This window comes from Cryobacterium psychrophilum, from assembly GCF_004365915.1.
GTDB classification, from domain to species: domain Bacteria; phylum Actinomycetota; class Actinomycetes; order Actinomycetales; family Microbacteriaceae; genus Cryobacterium; species Cryobacterium psychrophilum.
In genome coordinates this window covers 3,319,229-3,338,046 of sequence record NZ_SODI01000001.1, presented here as the reverse complement: position 1 = coordinate 3,338,046, position 18,818 = coordinate 3,319,229, and the positions used below count along the sequence as shown (strand labels likewise).

The window sequence follows — 18,818 nt, the reverse complement described above, 5'->3', positions numbered from 1 at the left end:
TGTACCTGCACCTGCAGGTACATGCAGGTACATGACCAGGTACACACTGTCCAAGAACACGGCCCACAGCCATGGGCAGCCCCGCATGATAACGCTGCTCTCCGGGCCCATAGGCTTTTCTACTGTCGCCCATCAGCATCGGCGGGTCTGACTCATGTAAGACTCCAGCTGCGCCTCGAGGCCGATGACCGTGGCCGTGATGCGAGTGAGCTTATCCCCGTCTGCGCGCCACAGCCCATCTCGACGCCCATCAGTCACGCTGCACGAGCTGTTGCGACGTTGCGCTGTACACGTAGTCAACGATCTCGCCGGACATGATCATGTTGATCGCTTGGTTGATCACCTTCAGCGGTACGACGAACCACTCCGATGGGTCGTATTTGCGACCCTTCGTGTCAATCTGGGTGACGTCAAGGCGGACCTCAGCGAACGCGCGGTGTAAGAGATGCTCCAGGGCGGAGGGCTTGAGGTTGTAGGTCCGGTAGTCCGCGACGATGTCGACCGGCGCCATGAGATAGGTCGGCGCGTTGGCCGCGTTCGCGATCCGTTTCTCGACACTGTTCCGAGAGAACCCGATCTTGTAGAGGTCTTGCATCGCAGCGATCTGGGGGTTGTCGCTGCGCGAGCGAAGCACGTAGATGTGGCCGCTCTCCTTGTCGGCATCACCCACTTCAGTGAGGTCGTGACCCGCACGTGCCAAAGCCTGTCCGTCGGCCTCGTGGAGCCGAATCGAAAGCGACTGGCGGTACATCGAGGACTCGGTGCCGTTCTCGAAGATCACGCGTAGACGCTGCTTTTGCTCCTGCTTGCCGCCCACGACCGTGAAGGTTGTCTCCCCGACCTCGGCGACGAAGAGCATCACGCCGTTAAGCACGAAGAAGTTGCCCCCTTCGATGCTGCGCACACCGGGGAACGGGATCAACCGGTACGTGCCGTCTGCTAATTCCTCGTGCTTAGCCTTGAACAACGGCTCGAATGCCTCGAAACCTTCGGCCTTCGTCCGCTTCGCGATCGAGTCCGGTGCTTCCGGCGCCTTACGCTGCGGTAGGTCCGAAACATCCAACAAACCCGAGTCATCGCCGAGAAGATCAAGATCGTCGCTGCCGAGTAGATCGTCGATCGAAGCGGGTGTCTGGGCGATCTCCAAGAGCCCGAACTCGTCTAGGTGCTTCAGCGCGGTGGTCTTCGCTTCGTCAGCAAGAATGCCATCCAGCCGAGCGCCGAGCTTGCGTTCGGCGATCTCCCGGGTTGTCGAGCTGGGCACCCGGTCGTGGGTGCGACGGAACTCCACGACCTCCAGGAACGCCCGCTCCAGGCGGTCACTGGACGTGACCTTCTTGGGCTTCTCCGCCATGTCCAGAAGCCCGTCGACGTCGGAATCGATGAGCCACTGTAAGTCCGCCCCTGGAGCAGGTGGATGACTCTTGCGGTTTTCGGTCTCGGTTGTGGTCATGCCTCGTTACCCACCAATATCGCTCGTTTCGCAGCCTGATGCCGCTGCTTCAGCCTCTGGAGGAACAGGATTGCTTCGGCATAGCGTTTCTCCATCGGGTTATCACTCCGGACGTCGGGCTTACGGCCGTTGACCTTCGCCCAAACCTGGATCTTCGGCCACAGAACCCGGGCTTCTTCTTCGCTGATCTCGACCCGCGTAGCAGTGATGGCATCGGAGATGATGCGCAGCACACTCGGCGTCACCGACTTGCTCATGACCTCGAAGGCCCGCTGGAACGGGTTGACGGAGTCAATGAGGTTGATGTCGATCTCGTCGATGTTGACGAACTTGTCCGCCATCCTGATGAACCGCTTGTCGCCGACCTCGCGCATTTCGCCGTTCTTGATAACGGAGTCCACAACGACCTGCTGACGCACTTCCTCGACCTGCGCTTCGTCGAGATCGGGATACCGTTCGCGGATTATTTTCGGAATCAGTACCTTATTGGTCACCTCGGGGTCGAGGCTTCCCGCAGCAGCCTTTGCGAAGGTGTCGTCCTGGAGGATGGTGGCCTTGAGGTCGTTGAGGTCGGTCTTCACGATTTGCTTCACCCGGTCGGTCGAAGGCTCTTTGAAACCCTTGATCCGCAACTCGCCAGGTTTGGGGGCGTCGTCGTTGCCGGTCTTGGTCTTGAACGTAAAGTTTGGGGCCAGGACCTGTTCCATCAGGAGCGACGCTGTAATCGCTTTGAGTATGTTGTTGACCGAGTACTTAACCTCGTCGGTGGCCGCGTCGGGTTGGGCGATGAGGTTTGTGAACTGAGCGTGTTGCTTGCCTGGGCTGTCCCTGGTGACCCGGCCGATGATCTGGATTACCTCGGTCAAAGAGGCCCGATAGCCGACGGTCAGGGCGTGCTCGGCGAATGGCCAGTCAAAACCTTCCTTTGCCATGCCGAGCGCGATGATGATGTCGACTCCGTCCCGGTCCTTCGAAGCGACGGTGGAGAGATAGTGCTGCGTCTCCGCTCGCTTCCGCTGGTCCGCGTCGTTGACCAGGTCCGCGACCCGCAGAATCTGACCGGTGTCCTTGCGGCGGATGCGAATAATGCCAGTTTCTTCAGTCTCGATGTAGTCACCCATCGAATCGATGATGAACCCGACCTCCTCGATCTTGTCCTTGGTCGACTCCCCCGAGTTCACGTTAGGGATGTGCAGGATGGTCTTCTTGTCGAGATCTAGGACTTCGCCAATGGCATCGGTGTAACGCCCTTGGTAGAAATGGTGACCGATACCCAAGGACTTGAGGTGCTCGTAGCCGTTGAGTTGGTCGTAGTAGTTAAACGTGACCGGCGTAAACTGCGCCTCGTCGTCCGCAGTCAGCACGGGCACCGAATCACCGCGGAAGTAGGAGCCGGTCATTGCAACGATGTGCACGTCGGAGCCGTTCATGACGTCACGGAGCAAGGCTCCCAGCCGGTTGGCCTCGATGTCGGCGGATACGTGGTGAAACTCGTCGATCGCAAGCACGGTGCCGTTGAATACGTCAGGAGCGAGTCTCTCAAACGCGAACCTCAAGGTGGCGTGCGTGCAGACCAACGCCGCGTCGGGGCCCTCAAGAAACTTGATAAACGCTGCTACTTTGCCCGCCGACGAACCGGGTGTGCAGAGGTTGTGCTCAGGCTTGATCTCCCAGTCGGCGAAGAACCCGCGATCGGTCAGGTTCGTCGCGGCGAACGACGCACCGATCGAGCGTTCGGGGACTGCAACGATGACCTTCTTGCGGCCCTGATTGTAGAGCTTGTCGAGCGCAACGAACATGAGCGCACGAGACTTACCCGACGCCGGAGGCGCTTTGATCAGGAGATGCTGAGCATCGCGCTTGGCGAAGACGCGCTGCTGCATCTCGCGCATTCCCATTGCGTCGGTGTGCACAGATGCGCCCGTTCGGGCGTACGTCACGTCAACGACGTTGAGTGGTTGGTTCATTTCGTCTTGCCCCCATTGGCTGCTTCGTCCGCGGTCATCTTTTCATACATGGCGAAGAGGTCCGACAGTCGCTGCTCGTCTGTCTCGTACCCGCGCCTGGAGTAGAGCGAGTCAACCAGTGCGTCGATCTCAGCGTGCGCGGCACGCAGATCTGCGGGCATGAGGTTCGGGTCGTACAACTCGGCGAGGGTCTTCTCACAGTGATACTCGCGCACGTCGAGTACTCGCAGTGCGGCAACGGTAAGCCGCTCCTTCATCGCGTCGCCCAACGGAGGAATCGGGAAGTTGTTGTAGACGATTGTGTTGGAGTAACGGTAGTTGATTCGCATTCTTCCAGCGACGGCCCGCACCCATGTCATGTGTGCTTTAGAGGTGATGATCGCAAATACCCAGGGCGCAGCATCGTATGCAGCGAACGCGGCATTAGAAATCACAGTGTCCGGCCCCAGATACCCGACAGGAATGTAGTCGCGAAGCCCCGAAGACGCAGCGGGGACAATAATCGATTCCGTAGGCTTGTAGCGGACCTCACCAAAGCGGAACGGCATTGATGAGATCTTCTGGGTGGCGGACTTCGGGCTTGCCCTGCGCATTTCCGACGTTTTTTCGAAACGATGCTGCAGTGGCACGATACTTAGGGCTAACTCCTCTTCGCCTGGGGCCACCCACACGCAGTACCGGTCTAACCCGTTGATAAACTCCAGAGAGCCAAGAAAGGTCTTGAGGAAATGAGCGGCCTGCGGATCCTCATCGAGGATTGCATCCCGGTCGTGAGGCTCAAGAACCAAGTTGCCGCCGTCGGTTGGTTGTGAACCCTTTTCCATGGGGGGCAGCGCCGAAAGCGGCTTCGAGCGCGAATGAACGTAGATGTTCTTGCCGTCCGCGAGATAGCCATTGATATTTGACGCCGCGATCTGAAGATCATCCGTGAAGAGGAATTTCTGGCGCTCTCCCGCTCTTCGCAAGCCGATCACGGCGACGGTGACATCGGCATTTCCCTTTGCGTTGTTGTCCCATTGGAACCCGGTATAGGCAAAGCCGATCTCCAGATCCAGATTGAATATTTGAGGAAACATGAGCGCAACGTGTTCTCCCTGTGACACAGTCCTTGTAGTTACGAATGCGAGCTCAGCTTGACTGCGCGCGATGTATTCAGCGCCTTTGACAAACCAGAGGGCGATGTAATTGAGGTTCTTGGAGTACGGACGTGTTCCGAATACGAACCCGAAGTCCGCTTTCTGGGGAGTCGACTGCCTTGTTGATCCGTAGTACGGAGGATTTCCGATGAGATAGATCTCCTCCGTCCCTTTGTTGGGGCAGATCTGATTCCAGTCGACGCGAGTGGCGTTGCCCGTCTTGATCTGGCCGGTCTCATTCAGAGGTATGAGTGGGATGGAAACATTAAATTTCTCCTTGAACTCGGTATTCATTTGGTGCTTGGCGATCCAGAGTGAGAGGATCGCCACCTCAACGGCGAAGTCGTCGATCTCGATCCCGTAGGAGTTCTCGATATTGATTCTTGACTCGGCGTACAGGACCTGATGCTTCGAGTCGATCTCGAACAAGCGCTCCAGGATCGCGTGCTCCAAACGGCGAAGCTCCTTGTAAGCGATCACAAGGAAGTTCCCCGATCCACATGCAGGGTCGAAGACCTTGATCGCGCTGATCCGTTCGAGCAGCGCGCTGAGCTTCTTCGCATTGCCAAACGCAGAGTCGAACTCGTCCCGAAGTCGGTTGAGGAAAAGGGGCTCAATCGTCTTGAGGATGTTTGGCACCGAGGTGTAATGCTGACCTAGGTCAGAGCGCTTGCCGGGGGTAACGATGGCTTGGAACATCGACCCGAAGATATCGGGGTTGATCTCACGCCAGATCAGTTTGCCGGACTCGATGAGCTGGTCGCGGGCCTTCTTCGTAAACGCGGGGACCACGTGCTCCGGGGCCATGGTGAAGAGTCGTCCGTTGACGTATGGAAACCCTGCAAGGTGAGCGGGCTTGTCAGCCGACTGCGGCGTGTCGAGCGCGGTGAAGACAGCGGTCAGGAACTCCGCGACGTCTGAGCCATCGGCCTGGGTGTGGGAACCGACCGCGTTGGTGAACTGGCTCTCGGTGAAGATCCCTGTGTCTTCGGCGAAGAAGCAGAACAGCAGCCTGGTGAAGAACACGTTGAGGGCGTGGCGGCCGTTCGGTGCCTCAATCAGGTCGGGGTTGGCTGCGAGCAGCTCGTCAAAGAGTTTGCCCATCCGCTCGGCAGCCTTGACGTCGGCGTGAGCCTCGGCGACGTACTGGGCCTTTTCCATACCGGCCCAGGGGAGAAAGAAAGTGAAGTGCTTGCCGATGTCCCGGATCGGGATCATCAGGTTCTCACCCGTCTTGGTGTCGACGGCGAGCAGCTCGTTGTAGTCGGTGACGATCACGAACCGGGTGTTGTGCCGGACCACGGTCGCTGAGGTGCGAAGGCTGTCGATGACAGCGAGCGGGTCACCTGTGGTTTCACGGAAGTAGACGACGTTCTTCTGAACCACGTCGTGCGTCTTGTTCTCGGCGACGTTTAGGGAGCCATTTCGGAGCCGTGTGATGTTGCTCTGCGAACGGCCGTAGCCGAGGAGCAACTCGAAAATGAACTCACGGTCGTAGAACTCCCGATTGCCCATGGGCGCGACGCGTTCTTCGACCGCCTTGAGGTTGAGCCTCACTGATCCACTCTTTCTTTCACTTTCCCAATACTGCAACTGCCACCGATGTCGGTTGTCTCCAGCTTATTGACCATGCGTGAGCGCCACTGCACTTGCTGCCTCAGCGCGCGACGCGACAATCGAGTCGACCATGAATCACACGCAGTAGGGGCCGGTGCGAGACTGCCGCCGATCGTCGTCCGCTGGGACACTTTCAACCGGTTCCGGGGGCTCGGAGGAAGTCATTAATAGAATTAATACAAATTAATAGACATTCACAAGCTGGTCTTTGATCGATTCCTACAGAGTTCCCGCTATGACACACATAAGTGCGATACGCAGCATAATTGACAGATATAGCTGTCACTTCACGAGAGCAACCATGGTCACCAGACGTTCGCCAGCCCGAACAAGAATGCTCCGCGAGCTCGGCGCGAACATCACCCGTTGGCGCAAGCTCCAGGGACTCAGCGCCACGCGGCTCGCCGAGCGTGCACATGTCACCCGGGATACTCTTCGGGGTATCGAGGCCGGTACTGGCGCTCCACGCTTGGACTCGTTGCTTGCTGTGCTCAGGTCGCCGGGCATGGTCAACACGGTTATCGCCAGCACCGACCCGTGGAACTCGATCGCCGGGCGGGCGCTGATGGACGACCACATCGGCCTGTCCAACGAACAGAGGTAGGTTCGCGCAGCCAGCGAGCAGGCGACCCCCTGACGACGCCGAGATTACGGCCACCAGCCAGGTGGCCACAGGCAACGCCGGACGGGCCCCCGTCGTCGAGGGCCTCACCAGCCGTAGCCTCGAGCCTGACCAGATTGACGCACCGACACTCACGCCGACCGTCACGCCGACCCCGACCAGAACGGTTGATAAAGTTATCAGCCGGCGTGGGCGGTGATAACTTTATCAACCGCTGCGAGAGGGTCCGGAGACCACGCATGACTTCCTGTGGTTGGGAAGGACCTTGAACCGTCCCGCGTTTCATGCCAACGTTTTGGTGGTGGCGTCGCGGAGGCTTGCCGTGCTGGTCGAGTGGAAGCCTTCGCCGAGCTTCGTGAAATGGAAGACCCCTTGGAAGAACCTGATGAGACAGCAGCAGCCAGCACAATAGCACTGAGTATCCGGGAGATCACCAGACGCCTGAACGCGGCCCTGGGCGGGACGCTGGTGGCGGCGCTTGCTGGCACCAAGGACACCTCGGCCCCACGCACGTGGGCCAAAGAGGGCGGACCCCAGCCGCGCCCAGCAGCAATGAAGCGGCTGGCCTTTGCCTATGAGCAGTGGCACAAATCGCCGCTGTCGAGGGTGAGCAGGTTGCGCGTTTATGGTTCATCGGGGCTAACCCGTTGTTGAGCAACGACACGCCTGTCAATGCGATCCGAGACGGCCGTTTTGACGAGGTCGGACGCGCTGTGCAGGCCCTGATCGACGATGCGTTCAGCGGGTGAGGCTGGAACAACTGCGCGCTCTTCCACCAGGATCGCCGCGGCGATGATCATCACCGACCGATCGGCCCACACAGCGCAGTGCGGCTAATCCAGCTCCAGTGTCTCAAGTGCCGCGGCCCACGGGTACGCCTCGATGGCTTCTTCAAACGTCGAAGCGCTGCTTCGCTCGGCCAAGTCTTCCGCCTCTGTGTTTGCCATCAGCACAGTGCTCGTCGTCAGCGCAGTCCTCGCCATCAGCACAATGCACATGCCCGTCGCCGGTTCGACGTGGAAGTCCAGGCGCACGCGGTGGCCATCAATCGAGCCGAACGCGACCGCGCCAAACGGACCAGCTGGCTTGGCCATCGCGCTCACAAACTCTGCACCGAAAAGAGCGAGCTGTGCGTTGACGAGGTGCACCAGCGGCGCTGTGCCGAGAGCGGTCGTCTCGGGTGTCTGAGGCTGATGTTGGGCCAGCGGTAAGACCCGCCGCAGCGACCGAGGCAGGAGCAAGACCAGCGGGAGTAGTAGTAGTAGGAATATTACTATTACTACTAGGACCAGCCGGAGGGCCACCAGCAGCCGCGCGCTCGACAGCGGACGCCCATACCCACGCTCGATGAGTGCCTCGGTCCTCCCACACGATGTAGACGGCACGAGATGTCCAGGCCACAGCGAGTCCCTGCACGCGGACGGCGATCGCTGGGTATCGCACCCATGCCAGCACTGAAGTAGGTATCTTCGCCACGGTCACGGCGAGATCACCGAGCTCGTCCGGTGTGAGGCTGAACGGTCGGGGCACGAACTCGTTCCCTTGGTCCGGCTCAACCTGATTCAGCTTCTCGGTAGTCATTGACTGACCTGCTTCCTACTGACGAGCTCGGCGGACGAACAGCACCAGGTGATCAGCCGGGATCTCGCCACGAAGCTGCTCGATCGCTGCCAGGCTGCTCGCTGCTTCCACGCGGGCCGGCGTTGATTCAGCCGCGTCTCGTGTGCTGTGTGCCAGGTCCCAGAGCGTCTGTCTATTATCCGCCGCCGCCGGATATCAGCGACATCCCCGCCCTCACCCGCTGGACGGCTTCGCGCTGTTCTTATATACTTACTTATATAAAGCAAGAAGGAGGCGCCATGGCCATCACGTCAATCGACATAAACCAGGCCGAGCTCAAGCAGGCCAAACTGCTGGCCGGAACCTCCTCCAATCGCGAGACGGTTGATCTTGCGCTCCGGACCCTGATCGCCGTGCGCCGGCAGCCCTCTGCCGTCGAGCGCATCATCGGCCGTCGCTTCGAGCCGGACCAGATTGATGCTCCCACCATCACGCCGCTGGCCGTCAGCGACGAGCTGTGACGACGTACCTGGTCGACAACAGCATCTGGCAGAAGGCCGGTCGCAGCACCGCCATTGCGCAGCGACTCAGAGAGATTACGCCGAATCATCTGATCATCACCTGCCCGCCGCAGGTCCTGGAGTACTGCCATTCCGCGCGATCGCGCGATGAGTACGCCGAGCTGCGAGAAGACATGGAGACGCTGCTGGCGGCGTGGGAGCACCCGACTGAGAAAGACGCGCTCGATATTCAGCAGGCCATGTGGGAGAGCGGGCTGATGCGCGCCGCGGGAGCCTTTGACTGTCATATCGCTGCATACGCCGTTGCCAACGATGCTGTGGTCTTGAACTCCGACCGCGATTTCAGGCACATCGAACTCGCCACAGACGGATCTGTTCGCCAGGAATATGTCGCGGAGTAAGAGCTGCCCTCGGGCGAGCTAGCTAGCTACTGTTCTCATCGACCACCGTTCCAGCACCCGCGCCGCCAGCCGAGTGGGACAAGCTACAGAAGCTCAGTACCTGGTCGCGATGTCATGACCTCTATCCGAGAGTTACCTGAACACTTGAGCCATTTAGGTATCACGTGTAACCTGTAGGTATCAGGTTCACAGCCTACTTGGAGGACTCAATGAATCTCGGGATGCCGCTTGTCACTGTCTTCGGTCGAACCGAGGGCGCAGTCCTGACTGCCCTCGCGCGCGGGTCGGCGTCGGTAAACGGTCGCCAGATCGAACGTCTCCTCGGCGGAACGGTGAGCATCAGAGGCGTGCGGGGAGCCTTGGAGCGTTTGACTCGGGTCGGGCTCGTGCTGGCAGCATCCCGGCAGGCGGAGACGCTCTACCGTGTGAATCGGGAGCACCTGCTCTGGTCGACCGTGGAGTCGGCGCTTAACGCTTTGACTGAGTTCCGTCAGCGCATCCGCGATCTTGCCAACGAGAGCGCCCCGAACGGAACCGCTGTCGTGCTGTATGGGTCGGTCGAACGAGGTGAAGCCACAGCCGACTCCGACGTCGACCTGCTGGTCGTGTACCCGGACGAGATACCCGCGAGTCTCCGCGAGGACTTCGTCGACGAGTTGGGGCGACGCGTGGAGCTCTGGACTGGCAACCCGGCACAGGTGATCCAGATCACCGTGGGTGGCCTCGCGGAATCCGCCGGACGCGGTGATGCGCTTGTCGATCTGTGGCTCAACGACAGCGAGGTCCTGATCGGTGAACTCCCGACGCTAAGCCCGACGGCACTCTCGACGACAGTCCAGCACCCGTAGTGGCACGCCAAGCCGGCAAGCGCCTCCTCAGCTCCGCGCATTCATCGAACAACTTGTAGAGGCCATGGAGTACGAAGACTGGCCACGCTACTTCGCGGAGTGGATAGACCGACACCAAGTCTAGGCGCGATCCCATCCTGGCGCGGTGATGCAGGCTGCACTACCGCGCCATCTCGCATACCTGCTGGTACCACATCGATGAGAGCAAAACGGTACAGCTCGCCTCCCGTACGTGGGAGGCGAGCTGTACCGTTTTGCCCTCTGTTAAGGAGAATTACGGCGACTTGATGGCGAAGATGGTGAGCGTCGGGATCTAATGATTCCAATCACTGACCACGACACGAAGATGGTCAGTGGAATGACCCAAACAAGCGGGCCTTCCGTTCCTCCAAGTAGGAGGAAGAATAACGTTATGACACTGCCAGCCACTGCAATCAGAAGCTGTACCAGCAGAGATCGTTTGTCGTGTTTCATAATTCGGGCTCCGGTCCGTAGAGATAAGCAAGTTGAGCGTAACGCCCATGGCTAGCAGCGTTCGTTTGTCACGTTCCATAGTGCGGGCCCTGATCCGTAGGGATAGTTGAGTTGAGCGCACCGCCCTTGCCTAGCAGCATCGTTTACTGGCTTCTGCCACGTCCACAGTCGGATGTTCACCGCTAGAGCACAAATTGGCGCAGCAGGACCAGTGAAACCACAAACTGCGTTTATGAAATAGGCGGGACCGAAATTGGCTGCGAGATCTCTTGTCTCAGAATTACTGAGTTTGTAGGCTACGCCCCACCAGAGATAGCTCACTGTTGGGTCAGCTACGACCGGGTAAACCGTGCCGCGAACGTTGTGCTCCACGATCTGTATGAGCGAAGTGCCGCTGATCTCGTAACGTGTGGCCACTTTGGACCCGTTAGCGCCTTTGGCCCACGGCGCGGCGATACTGGCGAACGCAGCACCGGCAGCATCCGTTATGTTGACGGAGCCGTCAGGGACAGCCGTAAGGTTCGCAAACGCGGGTAGCGTGATCGGGTACTCGTACCTTGTTGGTGCGGCGGCATTGTCGATGACAGTGTTGATTTGCACGCTGCCATCTGTCTGAACAACCGGGACGGTGGTCGAACCATTGTTGTTGTCATACGACACGACACCTTCCTGCTCAACTTTCGCTGAGCTTGCGTCCGGCGTAAAAGGCAACCCAATAGAGACGGATCGCCCGTCAGCGTCGAGTGTGATCCCGGCGGCCGGGTCAACGGGGATGGTCACGTCCACCCTCCCTACGGTGGAATGAATCGCGTTCTCGCTCGCCACAGCCGTTGGCACTACTGCCGCGTTGGCGATTGTCTCTGGTGTCGCGGCAGATACCGAGTTCAGCGTTTCATCGGTCGTAGTAGCGAACGCCGGAACGGCTCCCCAACTACCAACACCGACTGATATAGCCAAGCTCAGACCCAGACCGACACCGGCCCCTAGTCGCTTCTTAGTGAACATCATGAAATCTTTTACCTTTCGTAAATGAAAGGGCCGTCGACCCCCGTTCGCATCCCGGGAGTCCCGGAGCGAACCTTGCCAGCGATTCCCGGGCTGAGGTTAGCAGGAAAACCAACCGCACGGTTTCTTAACGTTCGCAGGGCGCCGCAGTCAAGCGCTCCAAGCTGCACTAAACCCGCACATCCAACCCCGGAAGAGCACCCTACCTCCGGTCCGCTCGGCGATTGGGGCGGAGCTGAGACGACCCCAACTACACCTCTCCAAAAAGGTGTTGCTACGCCCCCTTGCGACAGCAACGCGCGCGATACGCACTGCGCAACTGATGAGTTCTCGGCCCTGGCCCGTCACTGCCCATGCCCTAGCAATACTCCAGATCGGAGCGTTTCAACGGCTGTCTGCCGTATGTTGCGCATCTTCTGCGTCAAGCCCACTGTGCTGTGTCCGCCATTCCGCGGCCCACTTGTCACAAGGGTACTAGCGGTTGTACCCTTGTGACATGTTGAGTGTCAAAGAGTATGCCGCCCGCCAGGGCATCTCTGTCGGGCGCGTGCACCAGCTCATTCGCACGGGAAAAATCCACGCCGACAAGATCGGCTCGAGCTGGGTCATCGACGAAGCAGAGCTCCGTCGCCAGGCTCCGCTGTCTCGCCCGCTGAGCATGACCAACTCATGGTCGCTCATCGCTCTGTTGTCGGGGATCGAGCCCGAGAACATAGACGCGACAGCGCGCTGGCGACTTGAATTCAAGTGCATTGCTCTCACGCGCACAGCCACGCCAGATCTCCTGCTTTCCGGCTGGCTACGGGAACGCGCTCCGGTGCGTGCCTTGCACGCGAACCCGGATGACCTCGCTGACCTTCGCACAGATGCTCGTGTCGTCCTCTCGGGAATCAGCGACGACCGCGCGGGCCTCAGCAGCGAGCATGAGGTCGAAGCGTACGTTGACCCCGAAGTCGCCAAAGAGTTGATTCGCGAGTACTTGCTGGTGGAAGTAAAGAACGCGAAAAGTGCAAAGAACGCGAATGTGTGGCTCCATCTAGCTCGCGTCCAAGCGGACGCCGACGGGCGAGCGCCGCTGGGTCTGGTCCTCGCTGACCTTGCTGACCATGCTGGTCCGCGAGAGAGCCAGCGGGTCAAAGAGATGCTGAGCAATCGGTGACAGTCATCCAGATGCTGGTACTCGGTAACAAGTCTTCGCAGGCCTGGCACGCCCTCTTCGACCTGGCCGAGAAGGTGCCGAACAACTGGTGCCTGGTCGGCGGTCAAATGGTGCACCTCTGGTGCATCGAACGCGGAGTCACGCCGAACCGACCGACCGACGACGCGGACGCCGTCTTGGATGTGCGCGCACAGCCGTCCATTCTCCATGATGTCACCAAGGCCCTCGTCGACATCGGCTTCGAGTCCGCCGGCCAAAGTCCTGAAGGGCATCAGCACCGCTGGATACGTGGCGATGCCACCCTCGACCTTCTCATTCCAGAGCACGTCGGTGAGAGGGCCGCAGCACGAACTGGTGTCACCGGTGGTACCACCCTGGAAGCCCGAGGATCCAACCAAGCCATCGACAGGGCAGAGCTGGTCACCGTCAACCATGACGGGCGCGAGGCGCTGATCTGGCGGCCGAACCTGCTCGGAGCGCTCGTCCTCAAAGCGGCCGCGTACACCGTCCCACTTGACCAGGGTGTCAAGCGGCACCTCATCGACTTCGCTGTTCTCACCACCCTCATCACCCGTGGCGATCAACTTGCCGGGCAAACGAGCAAGCGGGACCGCGAGTTGCTCAAGAACGCGATCGGAGCTATCCGCATGGATGGGACCATCATCACCACCATCGACGGGGCGGACCTGGGAATCGAGCGGCTGCTCGTCGCGCTGAGCGCGTAGGACCGCGATGCTCGATCACCTGCGCATTCCGAGGGCGCGAACGTCCTGAACCACGCGCGACACGCGCGTCGCGTTGACCTCAGGAAGCGGGTCCCGCAAAGAACGCGGTCGAGCCGGCCACAAGCGAGGAGACGACCCAGGCTCCGCCGGGAATGTCTGCGGTGGGAACCTGGGCACAACCAATGAATCCAGCCTGAGCCCCGCCGTACATCACTCCGACGTTGTACAACTCACCGGGATCGGGCAATACCCCCAAGCACGTGGTGCCGTCGTACGTGTTGCCTGACGCGGTGACGTACGAGACGTCGAAGGAGTATGACGGGTCAGCGCCATCTACTACGGCTGCGACGTCATCCACCTGCACCGTCACAGGGACGGTGATGTAGCCGTTTCCCTCTGCCGGCGCCTCGTTGTACTCATTGACGGCCAAGATTTCAGGCCAGGCGTCAGTATCCGTCTCGCCGGCGCTAAATGTCCACACCGAATCGGAGGCGTGCTTACCTGCGGTGCCCGTCGGGAACGGGTTGGTGCGGGTACCGAGTTTGGCGGTGGGCGCTTCTGCTTCGTCCGTGGCCGCGGCTGTGTCCGCGGCGGAAGGCTCAGCACTGGCCTTCGGCTCGATCTTGCCTTCGACGGGGCCGGCGCAACCGGTGAGAAGAAGCGCAGAGCAAATGGCAGCAGTGAACAGAGCGGACGCGGGAGTGCGCACGGAGATTCCTTTCGATCGGGACGAGGGTCGCGAACCTCGGCTCGAGATTGAATCCAATCGCGTACCGGACACCGCCCCGAGTGCCCATAATCTATGGCGACTCCCCAAGTCTGACGCCAGCTTACAGTTCGATTTTCGGTCTGGACTTCCACCGCCAGACGCAGAGCGGTGGCAAAACAGTGACGTCGCCCTGACAGCACCTGCTCCATCGAGTCAGTACAGCGATTCCACGCGTGGATACCCCTTTTTCTGCTCAGCCACATGTCACTTCAAGGGGGTGGTTTTTTACCCCCGATAATCGCACTTATCCCTACAATGAGGCGTATCGCCAAGTAGTCACGACGACGGGCAGAACTTGTCGGTCGCTCGGCGCAGCAAGCGACAAAGCGGAAGGCCAACGGTATGACCGACCTCATTGGGTATCAGGAGCGCGTCGAATGGATGGGCGCTGAGGTGCTCACGCTGGCCGAAGTCTGGCCTCCTCGGCCGCGGGCAGTGATAGTGGGGATCAATCCCTCGCTGACGAGCGTCACGGCAGGTCACTACTATCAGGGCCAAGGCGCGCGCGGTCGCATCATGATGCTGGTCAAAGTCGGCCTGATGACGCTCAGTGATGGCGATCGACATTTAGAGCGAACTGCTCCTGAGGCAGGCGTCGGATTTGCGGACCTTGTCCGACGGCCGACCCCAAGCGCAGCTGACCTGCCCAAAAGCGAGGTTGAGCACGGCAGGGCGCAGTTCGAAGCGAAGATGGCTGCTCTCGCAATCTATGCCCCGCCCGTCCATGCGCTATCAGGAAAGAAAGCACAGCCTGGCTACCAGAGTGAAATGACGTCATGGGGTGCGCGCGTATTTAACCTTCCCCGCCCCTATCTGAAGGGAGAGCTGGCAGCAGAGGTAATGGCAACGCTTAGTTTGAAGTAGCAGCGTGTCTTGCGCGCTTCCGAGACGATCTGGTCACGCACTCTCTGGTCACACAAGCCGCGCAAACGAGTCGAGCAAACGAGTCGAGCGATAACGTAATCCTCGTTAAGCTGCAGATGCTTGGTAGTCCGGATTTCTCCGGTATGCCACAGCACGGTAATTGACTCCCCCGATGACTGTCCGAGTTAACGGCAGGTTTGTCAAGGTCGCGAGGGTGTTCACATCGATCCCAGGAGGAAAATAAACTCGGGTCCACTCTCCGGACTCCCCGGTGAGCGCAAACAGCTCCCGACCAAATAGCCCCATCTGGTCGGAGGTTGGCTGCCTGCCTTCGGTCACTTGCGCGCGGACCCATTTCTCATACTCCTTGAAGACGAATTCAAAGGTCACGATGGGCGAGGCGAAAAGATGAGCGTGGGTCAGCCAGAACTCTCGGACGCTGTCGTGAATGAGCACCCTGTAGGTCGGTGGCCCAAGCGACACCGGCGCCGTCGAATGTTTTCGGAGAGCCTGGGGTATCGTCTCGGCCTGAGAGGCCTCCACGTCCTGACCATCAAGACAGCACGGGATGAGGCTGACGGCGCCGGACTGGACGACGTAGCGGAACATTGTGGTCGAAAGTCCAGGATTCCGGATTGCCAGGATACTGCGTTGAGTTTTGAGGTCGATGGACGCCGCGACGATCGTGAGAACCTGCGCCTCGTTGACTGCCGCTGGTAGCGGGTGACCAAAGCGCTCCTGGAAAGCAACCTTTAAGTTTATGCCCAGCCGATTTTGAGCGACGACGCGAATGATATCGTCCCTACTGAGTTTCCGGATCCAGTAAAGGTAGTCGGTGATTTGGCTGACGATCTGAGGGGTAGTCCCGCCCAGCTTCAGTTCGATGACGTGGATGGCCCCTGTCGCATCGATCGCGAGAAGATCGATACGACGATCGAAAGCCGTCGCTACCTGTTTTCCGATAATCAAGAGGCCCTGTCCCAGATCCGACAGGAGCAGCGATAGATGGACCAGCAGGTAGTTCTCGAGGTCCTTTTCAGCCTGGAACGCGAGCAAGCTGGTCCGGGGGCTCACGACCGGCCCTCCGAATCTGCGATGGCTCTTACCGTGTCATTCATTAATCCATTTCCTCTGCACATTTCAGCTCCTAGCTCCGCCAATTTGATTCATTCACTGTTTCCTCATGCGTGCTCTAGAAGACACCGATGATAGTTCGCGGGAGGAATTCCCGCGGCTACCGAGTCTAGGAAAATAGGCGCTTGCACAGTAGTCGACTCATATACGAACAACTGTCGGGATAAATGCGCGCGCCTTGGGATGCCGGCGTTAGGTGCTCATCGCCAATCGTCTGCCTCGACTGTCTCGATCACGTCGTTGACGTCGCCTCCGTCACGCAGCCATGCGCCCGGGGTTTTTCGTCCCTTAGCCACGAGGTCTGACTGGGGTGTCGTCATGAATCCGGCGACGCTGTGCCACGTCCATCTCGGGGTGATGACTTGGACGACGTGGATGATCTCGGTGAGGCCCGGAATTGGTTTCGTGCGCGATCCAACACTGAACTGCCATGTCGGGAAACGGAGCCAGCCTGAGATTTCGACCGCGTGCGGGTGCCCCTCTGCGACGGCAGCGCGAACAGATTCCTCGTCCCAGCCTAGGAATGCTGTGACGTTCTCGAGCGACAAGATTGCGAAGAGACCCAGTAACCACGCCTCAGTTATCCCTCGCGGGTGTTCGATCTTAGAGAATTATGTGCTTCTTGGCCACCTAATCGCCTGGTGTCCTGGTGTCGGCGCTCTCAAAAGTCTCATCGTCCGCGTCGGCAAGTTCCGCACGGATGCGCTGCATTCTCTTCCGATTCTTAGTCAGATACGGGTTCTCACTGTCCGTCCACGGAGAAGGACTGTGGCCCCGCTCGAAGATGGTTTCGGCCTCGTTGATCGTCTCCGGCTCCGCCGCCTCCTCAGGAGTTTGCTCTGGCTCATGGGCGCTCGCTGCGGCTTCTAGGGTCTCCTCGTCGAGCTTCCGGAGACCCTCCAACGGCGGGTTTCTCTGCGGCCGGTGCGCGGGTTCTGACTGGAGAGCTGCTTCTGCCTGCTGAGCATGCTGCTCGCACTTGGTAGCCGCCACCGCCTCCTTCTCCCGGAGGTACTCCGTGATCATCCGGTTGCTCTCGGCGTTACCCTGCGCGTTGGCTTCTTCAAGCGCTGCCTGCATCTGCTCCTTCCACGAGTTTGCCGGCTTCACTGCAGCAGCGGACTGCCGCGCTTCCGACTCAGCCTGAGCCGGAGCCGGAGCCGGAGCCATGCCACCGGAAATCGTGGCTGCGGTTTTCTGCTGCGCCATGCGGGGGCGCTTGGGCTGCCGGCGCACAGGAACTTGGGCGGGCACGCCTTCCTGCGGCTGCATTTGCTTCGCGTCGAATGCGGCGGTGATCGCGTCGTGTGTGAACTCGGACGACAGTGCCGAGGCTTTGCGCCTGCGGATACGGCGCTTCGGCGTCGTGTCGTCCCGCATCTTGAAGGTGAAGCCCACCACGGTAGCGCCCTCTTGCTTGCCCCCACGATTGCCGCTCTTGACCTTGTACTCATCGGTGACCAGCTCGACGCCTCGAGCCTGACATGCCGCTGTGAACCGCGCTGTAAACCTTGCCATGCTGGGCGAGGGGGCGGCCAATGTCGCGGCCAGCGCCTCGAACTTTGCTTCAGCACACACATCGCCGAGCTGCTGCTCGTACTGGGGCAGTTCGTTTCGCCTGGTGACCCAGGCGTCCGTGGGTTGCTTTGGTTTCGCTTCAACTACCTGCATGCCAAGGTCTCGCATCAGCTCATCGTTGGCCTTCTTCACCCGCCAGTGCACGCGGAAATCACGTAGGGCCATGCCGGTCGCAGTGTCGTGGTTCAGTACCTTGATGTGCGCGTGCGCTGCACGACCCTTGCCATCGGCGTGTACGACGACGAGACACGCGGAGTTCGGATGCATCTTCTTCGCGAGCAAGAATCCCGCGTCGCCGACTCGTTGAAGATCAGCGGGGCTATCCACATCGAACTCCTCGGGCGAGAACGACAGCACGTAGCTTTGCGCTTTCACCTTTCGGCTGTTCTGTTTGGCGAGCTCGTCACCCAATGCCACGAACGCCTCGACGCACGGAGCGTCGCAATAGAAGCCTGGCACGATGCGGTTTGAGCCTGCGGCGGTGTGCTTCCTTTTCTTCGCGCCGACACCGAAGACGAGGTAGTCAGCACTCGTGCCGAGGTCGTAGTCAGGCTTTACATCTGTAACGCTCATGGCTGCCCCTTCCCTCCAAACACTTCGATGGCCCGCCCGACCTGCTCAGCCAGCGCCTCGACCACCGGGGCGAGTGCCCCGAGGTCGAGGACGCCCTGGTGCGAAGCACGCATCAGTTGGTTCAAGTTGACGCCTGCCCGTTTTACTTCGATGCGCGTCGCGTCGATGACAGCGACCTGCTCGGGCGTCAGCGACGGCTTCGCCGTCGCTGACGCCTTTTGGTCGTCGGGGGCACGCCCCTCCATCGTGCTCGCCGCGGCGCAGGCCGCGCCTCGCACGAACGCCGAGGGGGCGATCCCCCGGCGTCCAGCTACTCGCTCGACCAACGCGAGTTCAGCGTCGCTAAACCGCGTGTCGATACGCTGGTGACGTGACACCGGCGCTCGTTGCCTCGCAGCTCCACCGCTCATGG

General features: G+C 60.0%; 17 protein-coding genes. 8 read left to right on the top strand and 9 right to left on the bottom strand.

Going from position 1 to position 18,818, the window contains the following annotated elements:
* Positions 1-250: 250 nt before the first annotated feature.
* From EDD25_RS15725 to EDD25_RS15715, 3 genes are all read right to left on the bottom strand, one after another.
* Complete coding sequence (locus EDD25_RS15725) at positions 251-1,453, bottom strand: GIY-YIG nuclease family protein (RefSeq protein WP_134174629.1); 1,203 nt, start codon at positions 1,451-1,453, stop codon at positions 251-253.
* The gene (locus EDD25_RS15720) at positions 1,450-3,345 is read right to left on the bottom strand and encodes a DEAD/DEAH box helicase (RefSeq protein ID WP_243834560.1); all 1,896 of its coding nucleotides are present in this window, start codon (positions 3,343-3,345) and stop codon (positions 1,450-1,452) included. The genes EDD25_RS15725 and EDD25_RS15720 overlap by 4 nt, the downstream gene beginning before the upstream one ends.
* A 71-nt stretch (positions 3,346-3,416) precedes the next feature.
* On the bottom strand, positions 3,417-6,113 hold the full coding sequence (locus EDD25_RS15715) for a DNA methyltransferase (protein WP_134174625.1): 2,697 nt from the start codon (positions 6,111-6,113) through the stop codon (positions 3,417-3,419).
* 361 nt (positions 6,114-6,474) lie between these two features.
* Here EDD25_RS15715 and EDD25_RS15710 point away from each other — a divergent pair, with 361 nt between their 5' ends.
* Positions 6,475-6,777, top strand: a complete 303-nt coding sequence (locus tag EDD25_RS15710) for a helix-turn-helix domain-containing protein (RefSeq protein ID WP_166671327.1) — start codon at positions 6,475-6,477, stop codon at positions 6,775-6,777.
* A 599-nt stretch (positions 6,778-7,376) separates the two neighbouring features.
* Entirely contained in the window at positions 7,377-7,544 is a 168-nt protein-coding gene (locus EDD25_RS18070; RefSeq protein WP_241986390.1) for a hypothetical protein, read from the top strand.
* Between the two features lie 84 nt (positions 7,545-7,628).
* Here the strand turns inward: EDD25_RS18070 and EDD25_RS15700 are convergent, their stop codons facing one another.
* The gene (locus EDD25_RS15700; protein ID WP_134174621.1) at positions 7,629-7,943 is read right to left on the bottom strand and encodes a hypothetical protein; all 315 of its coding nucleotides are present in this window, start codon (positions 7,941-7,943) and stop codon (positions 7,629-7,631) included.
* A gap of 711 nt (positions 7,944-8,654) precedes the next feature.
* On the opposite strand from EDD25_RS15700, the gene EDD25_RS15695 reads away from it, so the two are divergent.
* The 3 genes from EDD25_RS15695 to EDD25_RS15685 all read left to right on the top strand — a co-directional run bounded on the left by EDD25_RS15695 (position 8,655) and on the right by EDD25_RS15685 (position 10,125).
* On the top strand, positions 8,655-8,876 hold the full coding sequence (locus tag EDD25_RS15695; RefSeq protein ID WP_134174619.1) for a type II toxin-antitoxin system VapB family antitoxin: 222 nt from the start codon (positions 8,655-8,657) through the stop codon (positions 8,874-8,876).
* Positions 8,873-9,277: a PIN domain-containing protein gene (locus EDD25_RS15690; protein ID WP_134174617.1), complete on the top strand. Its 405-nt coding sequence runs from the start codon at positions 8,873-8,875 to the stop codon at positions 9,275-9,277. The genes EDD25_RS15695 and EDD25_RS15690 overlap by 4 nt, the downstream gene beginning before the upstream one ends.
* Positions 9,278-9,498: 221 nt before the next feature.
* Positions 9,499-10,125, top strand: coding sequence for a nucleotidyltransferase family protein (locus tag EDD25_RS15685; protein ID WP_166671326.1), 627 nt, complete (start codon positions 9,499-9,501; stop codon positions 10,123-10,125).
* A 525-nt stretch (positions 10,126-10,650) separates the two neighbouring features.
* Here the strand turns inward: EDD25_RS15685 and EDD25_RS15680 are convergent.
* A complete protein-coding gene (locus EDD25_RS15680; RefSeq protein WP_134174613.1) occupies positions 10,651-11,607 on the bottom strand; it encodes a hypothetical protein in 957 nt (318 codons plus the stop codon).
* Positions 11,608-12,100: 493 nt separating this feature from the next.
* On the opposite strand from EDD25_RS15680, the gene EDD25_RS15675 reads away from it, so the two are divergent.
* Both EDD25_RS15675 and EDD25_RS15670 read left to right on the top strand, forming a co-directional pair.
* A complete protein-coding gene (locus tag EDD25_RS15675; protein ID WP_134174611.1) occupies positions 12,101-12,763 on the top strand; it encodes a helix-turn-helix domain-containing protein in 663 nt (220 codons plus the stop codon).
* Positions 12,760-13,488 carry a hypothetical protein gene (locus EDD25_RS15670; RefSeq protein WP_134174609.1) on the top strand — a complete coding sequence of 243 codons (729 nt, stop codon included), beginning with the start codon at positions 12,760-12,762 and terminating at the stop codon, positions 13,486-13,488. Before EDD25_RS15675 ends, EDD25_RS15670 begins: the two co-directional genes overlap by 4 nt.
* Positions 13,489-13,567: 79 nt before the next feature.
* On the opposite strand, the gene EDD25_RS15665 is transcribed toward EDD25_RS15670, so the two are convergent.
* Entirely contained in the window at positions 13,568-14,197 is a 630-nt protein-coding gene (locus tag EDD25_RS15665; RefSeq protein WP_134174607.1) for a hypothetical protein, read from the bottom strand.
* A 402-nt stretch (positions 14,198-14,599) separates the two neighbouring features.
* On the opposite strand from EDD25_RS15665, the gene EDD25_RS15660 reads away from it, so the two are divergent.
* Positions 14,600-15,121 carry a uracil-DNA glycosylase family protein gene (locus EDD25_RS15660; RefSeq protein ID WP_134174605.1) on the top strand — a complete coding sequence of 174 codons (522 nt, stop codon included), beginning with the start codon at positions 14,600-14,602 and terminating at the stop codon, positions 15,119-15,121.
* A gap of 105 nt (positions 15,122-15,226) precedes the next feature.
* On the opposite strand, the gene EDD25_RS15655 is transcribed toward EDD25_RS15660, so the two are convergent.
* The 3 genes from EDD25_RS15655 to EDD25_RS15640 all read right to left on the bottom strand — a co-directional run bounded on the left by EDD25_RS15655 (position 15,227) and on the right by EDD25_RS15640 (position 18,783).
* Positions 15,227-16,195 (bottom strand): PDDEXK family nuclease, encoded by a 969-nt coding sequence (locus EDD25_RS15655; RefSeq protein WP_134174603.1) that lies wholly within the window; start codon positions 16,193-16,195, stop codon positions 15,227-15,229.
* 690 nt (positions 16,196-16,885) lie between these two features.
* A complete protein-coding gene (locus EDD25_RS15645) occupies positions 16,886-18,406 on the bottom strand; it encodes a relaxase/mobilization nuclease domain-containing protein (protein WP_134174599.1) in 1,521 nt (506 codons plus the stop codon).
* Entirely contained in the window at positions 18,403-18,783 is a 381-nt protein-coding gene (locus EDD25_RS15640) for a hypothetical protein (RefSeq protein WP_134174597.1), read from the bottom strand. The genes EDD25_RS15645 and EDD25_RS15640 overlap by 4 nt, the downstream gene beginning before the upstream one ends.
* Positions 18,784-18,818 lie beyond the last annotated feature (35 nt).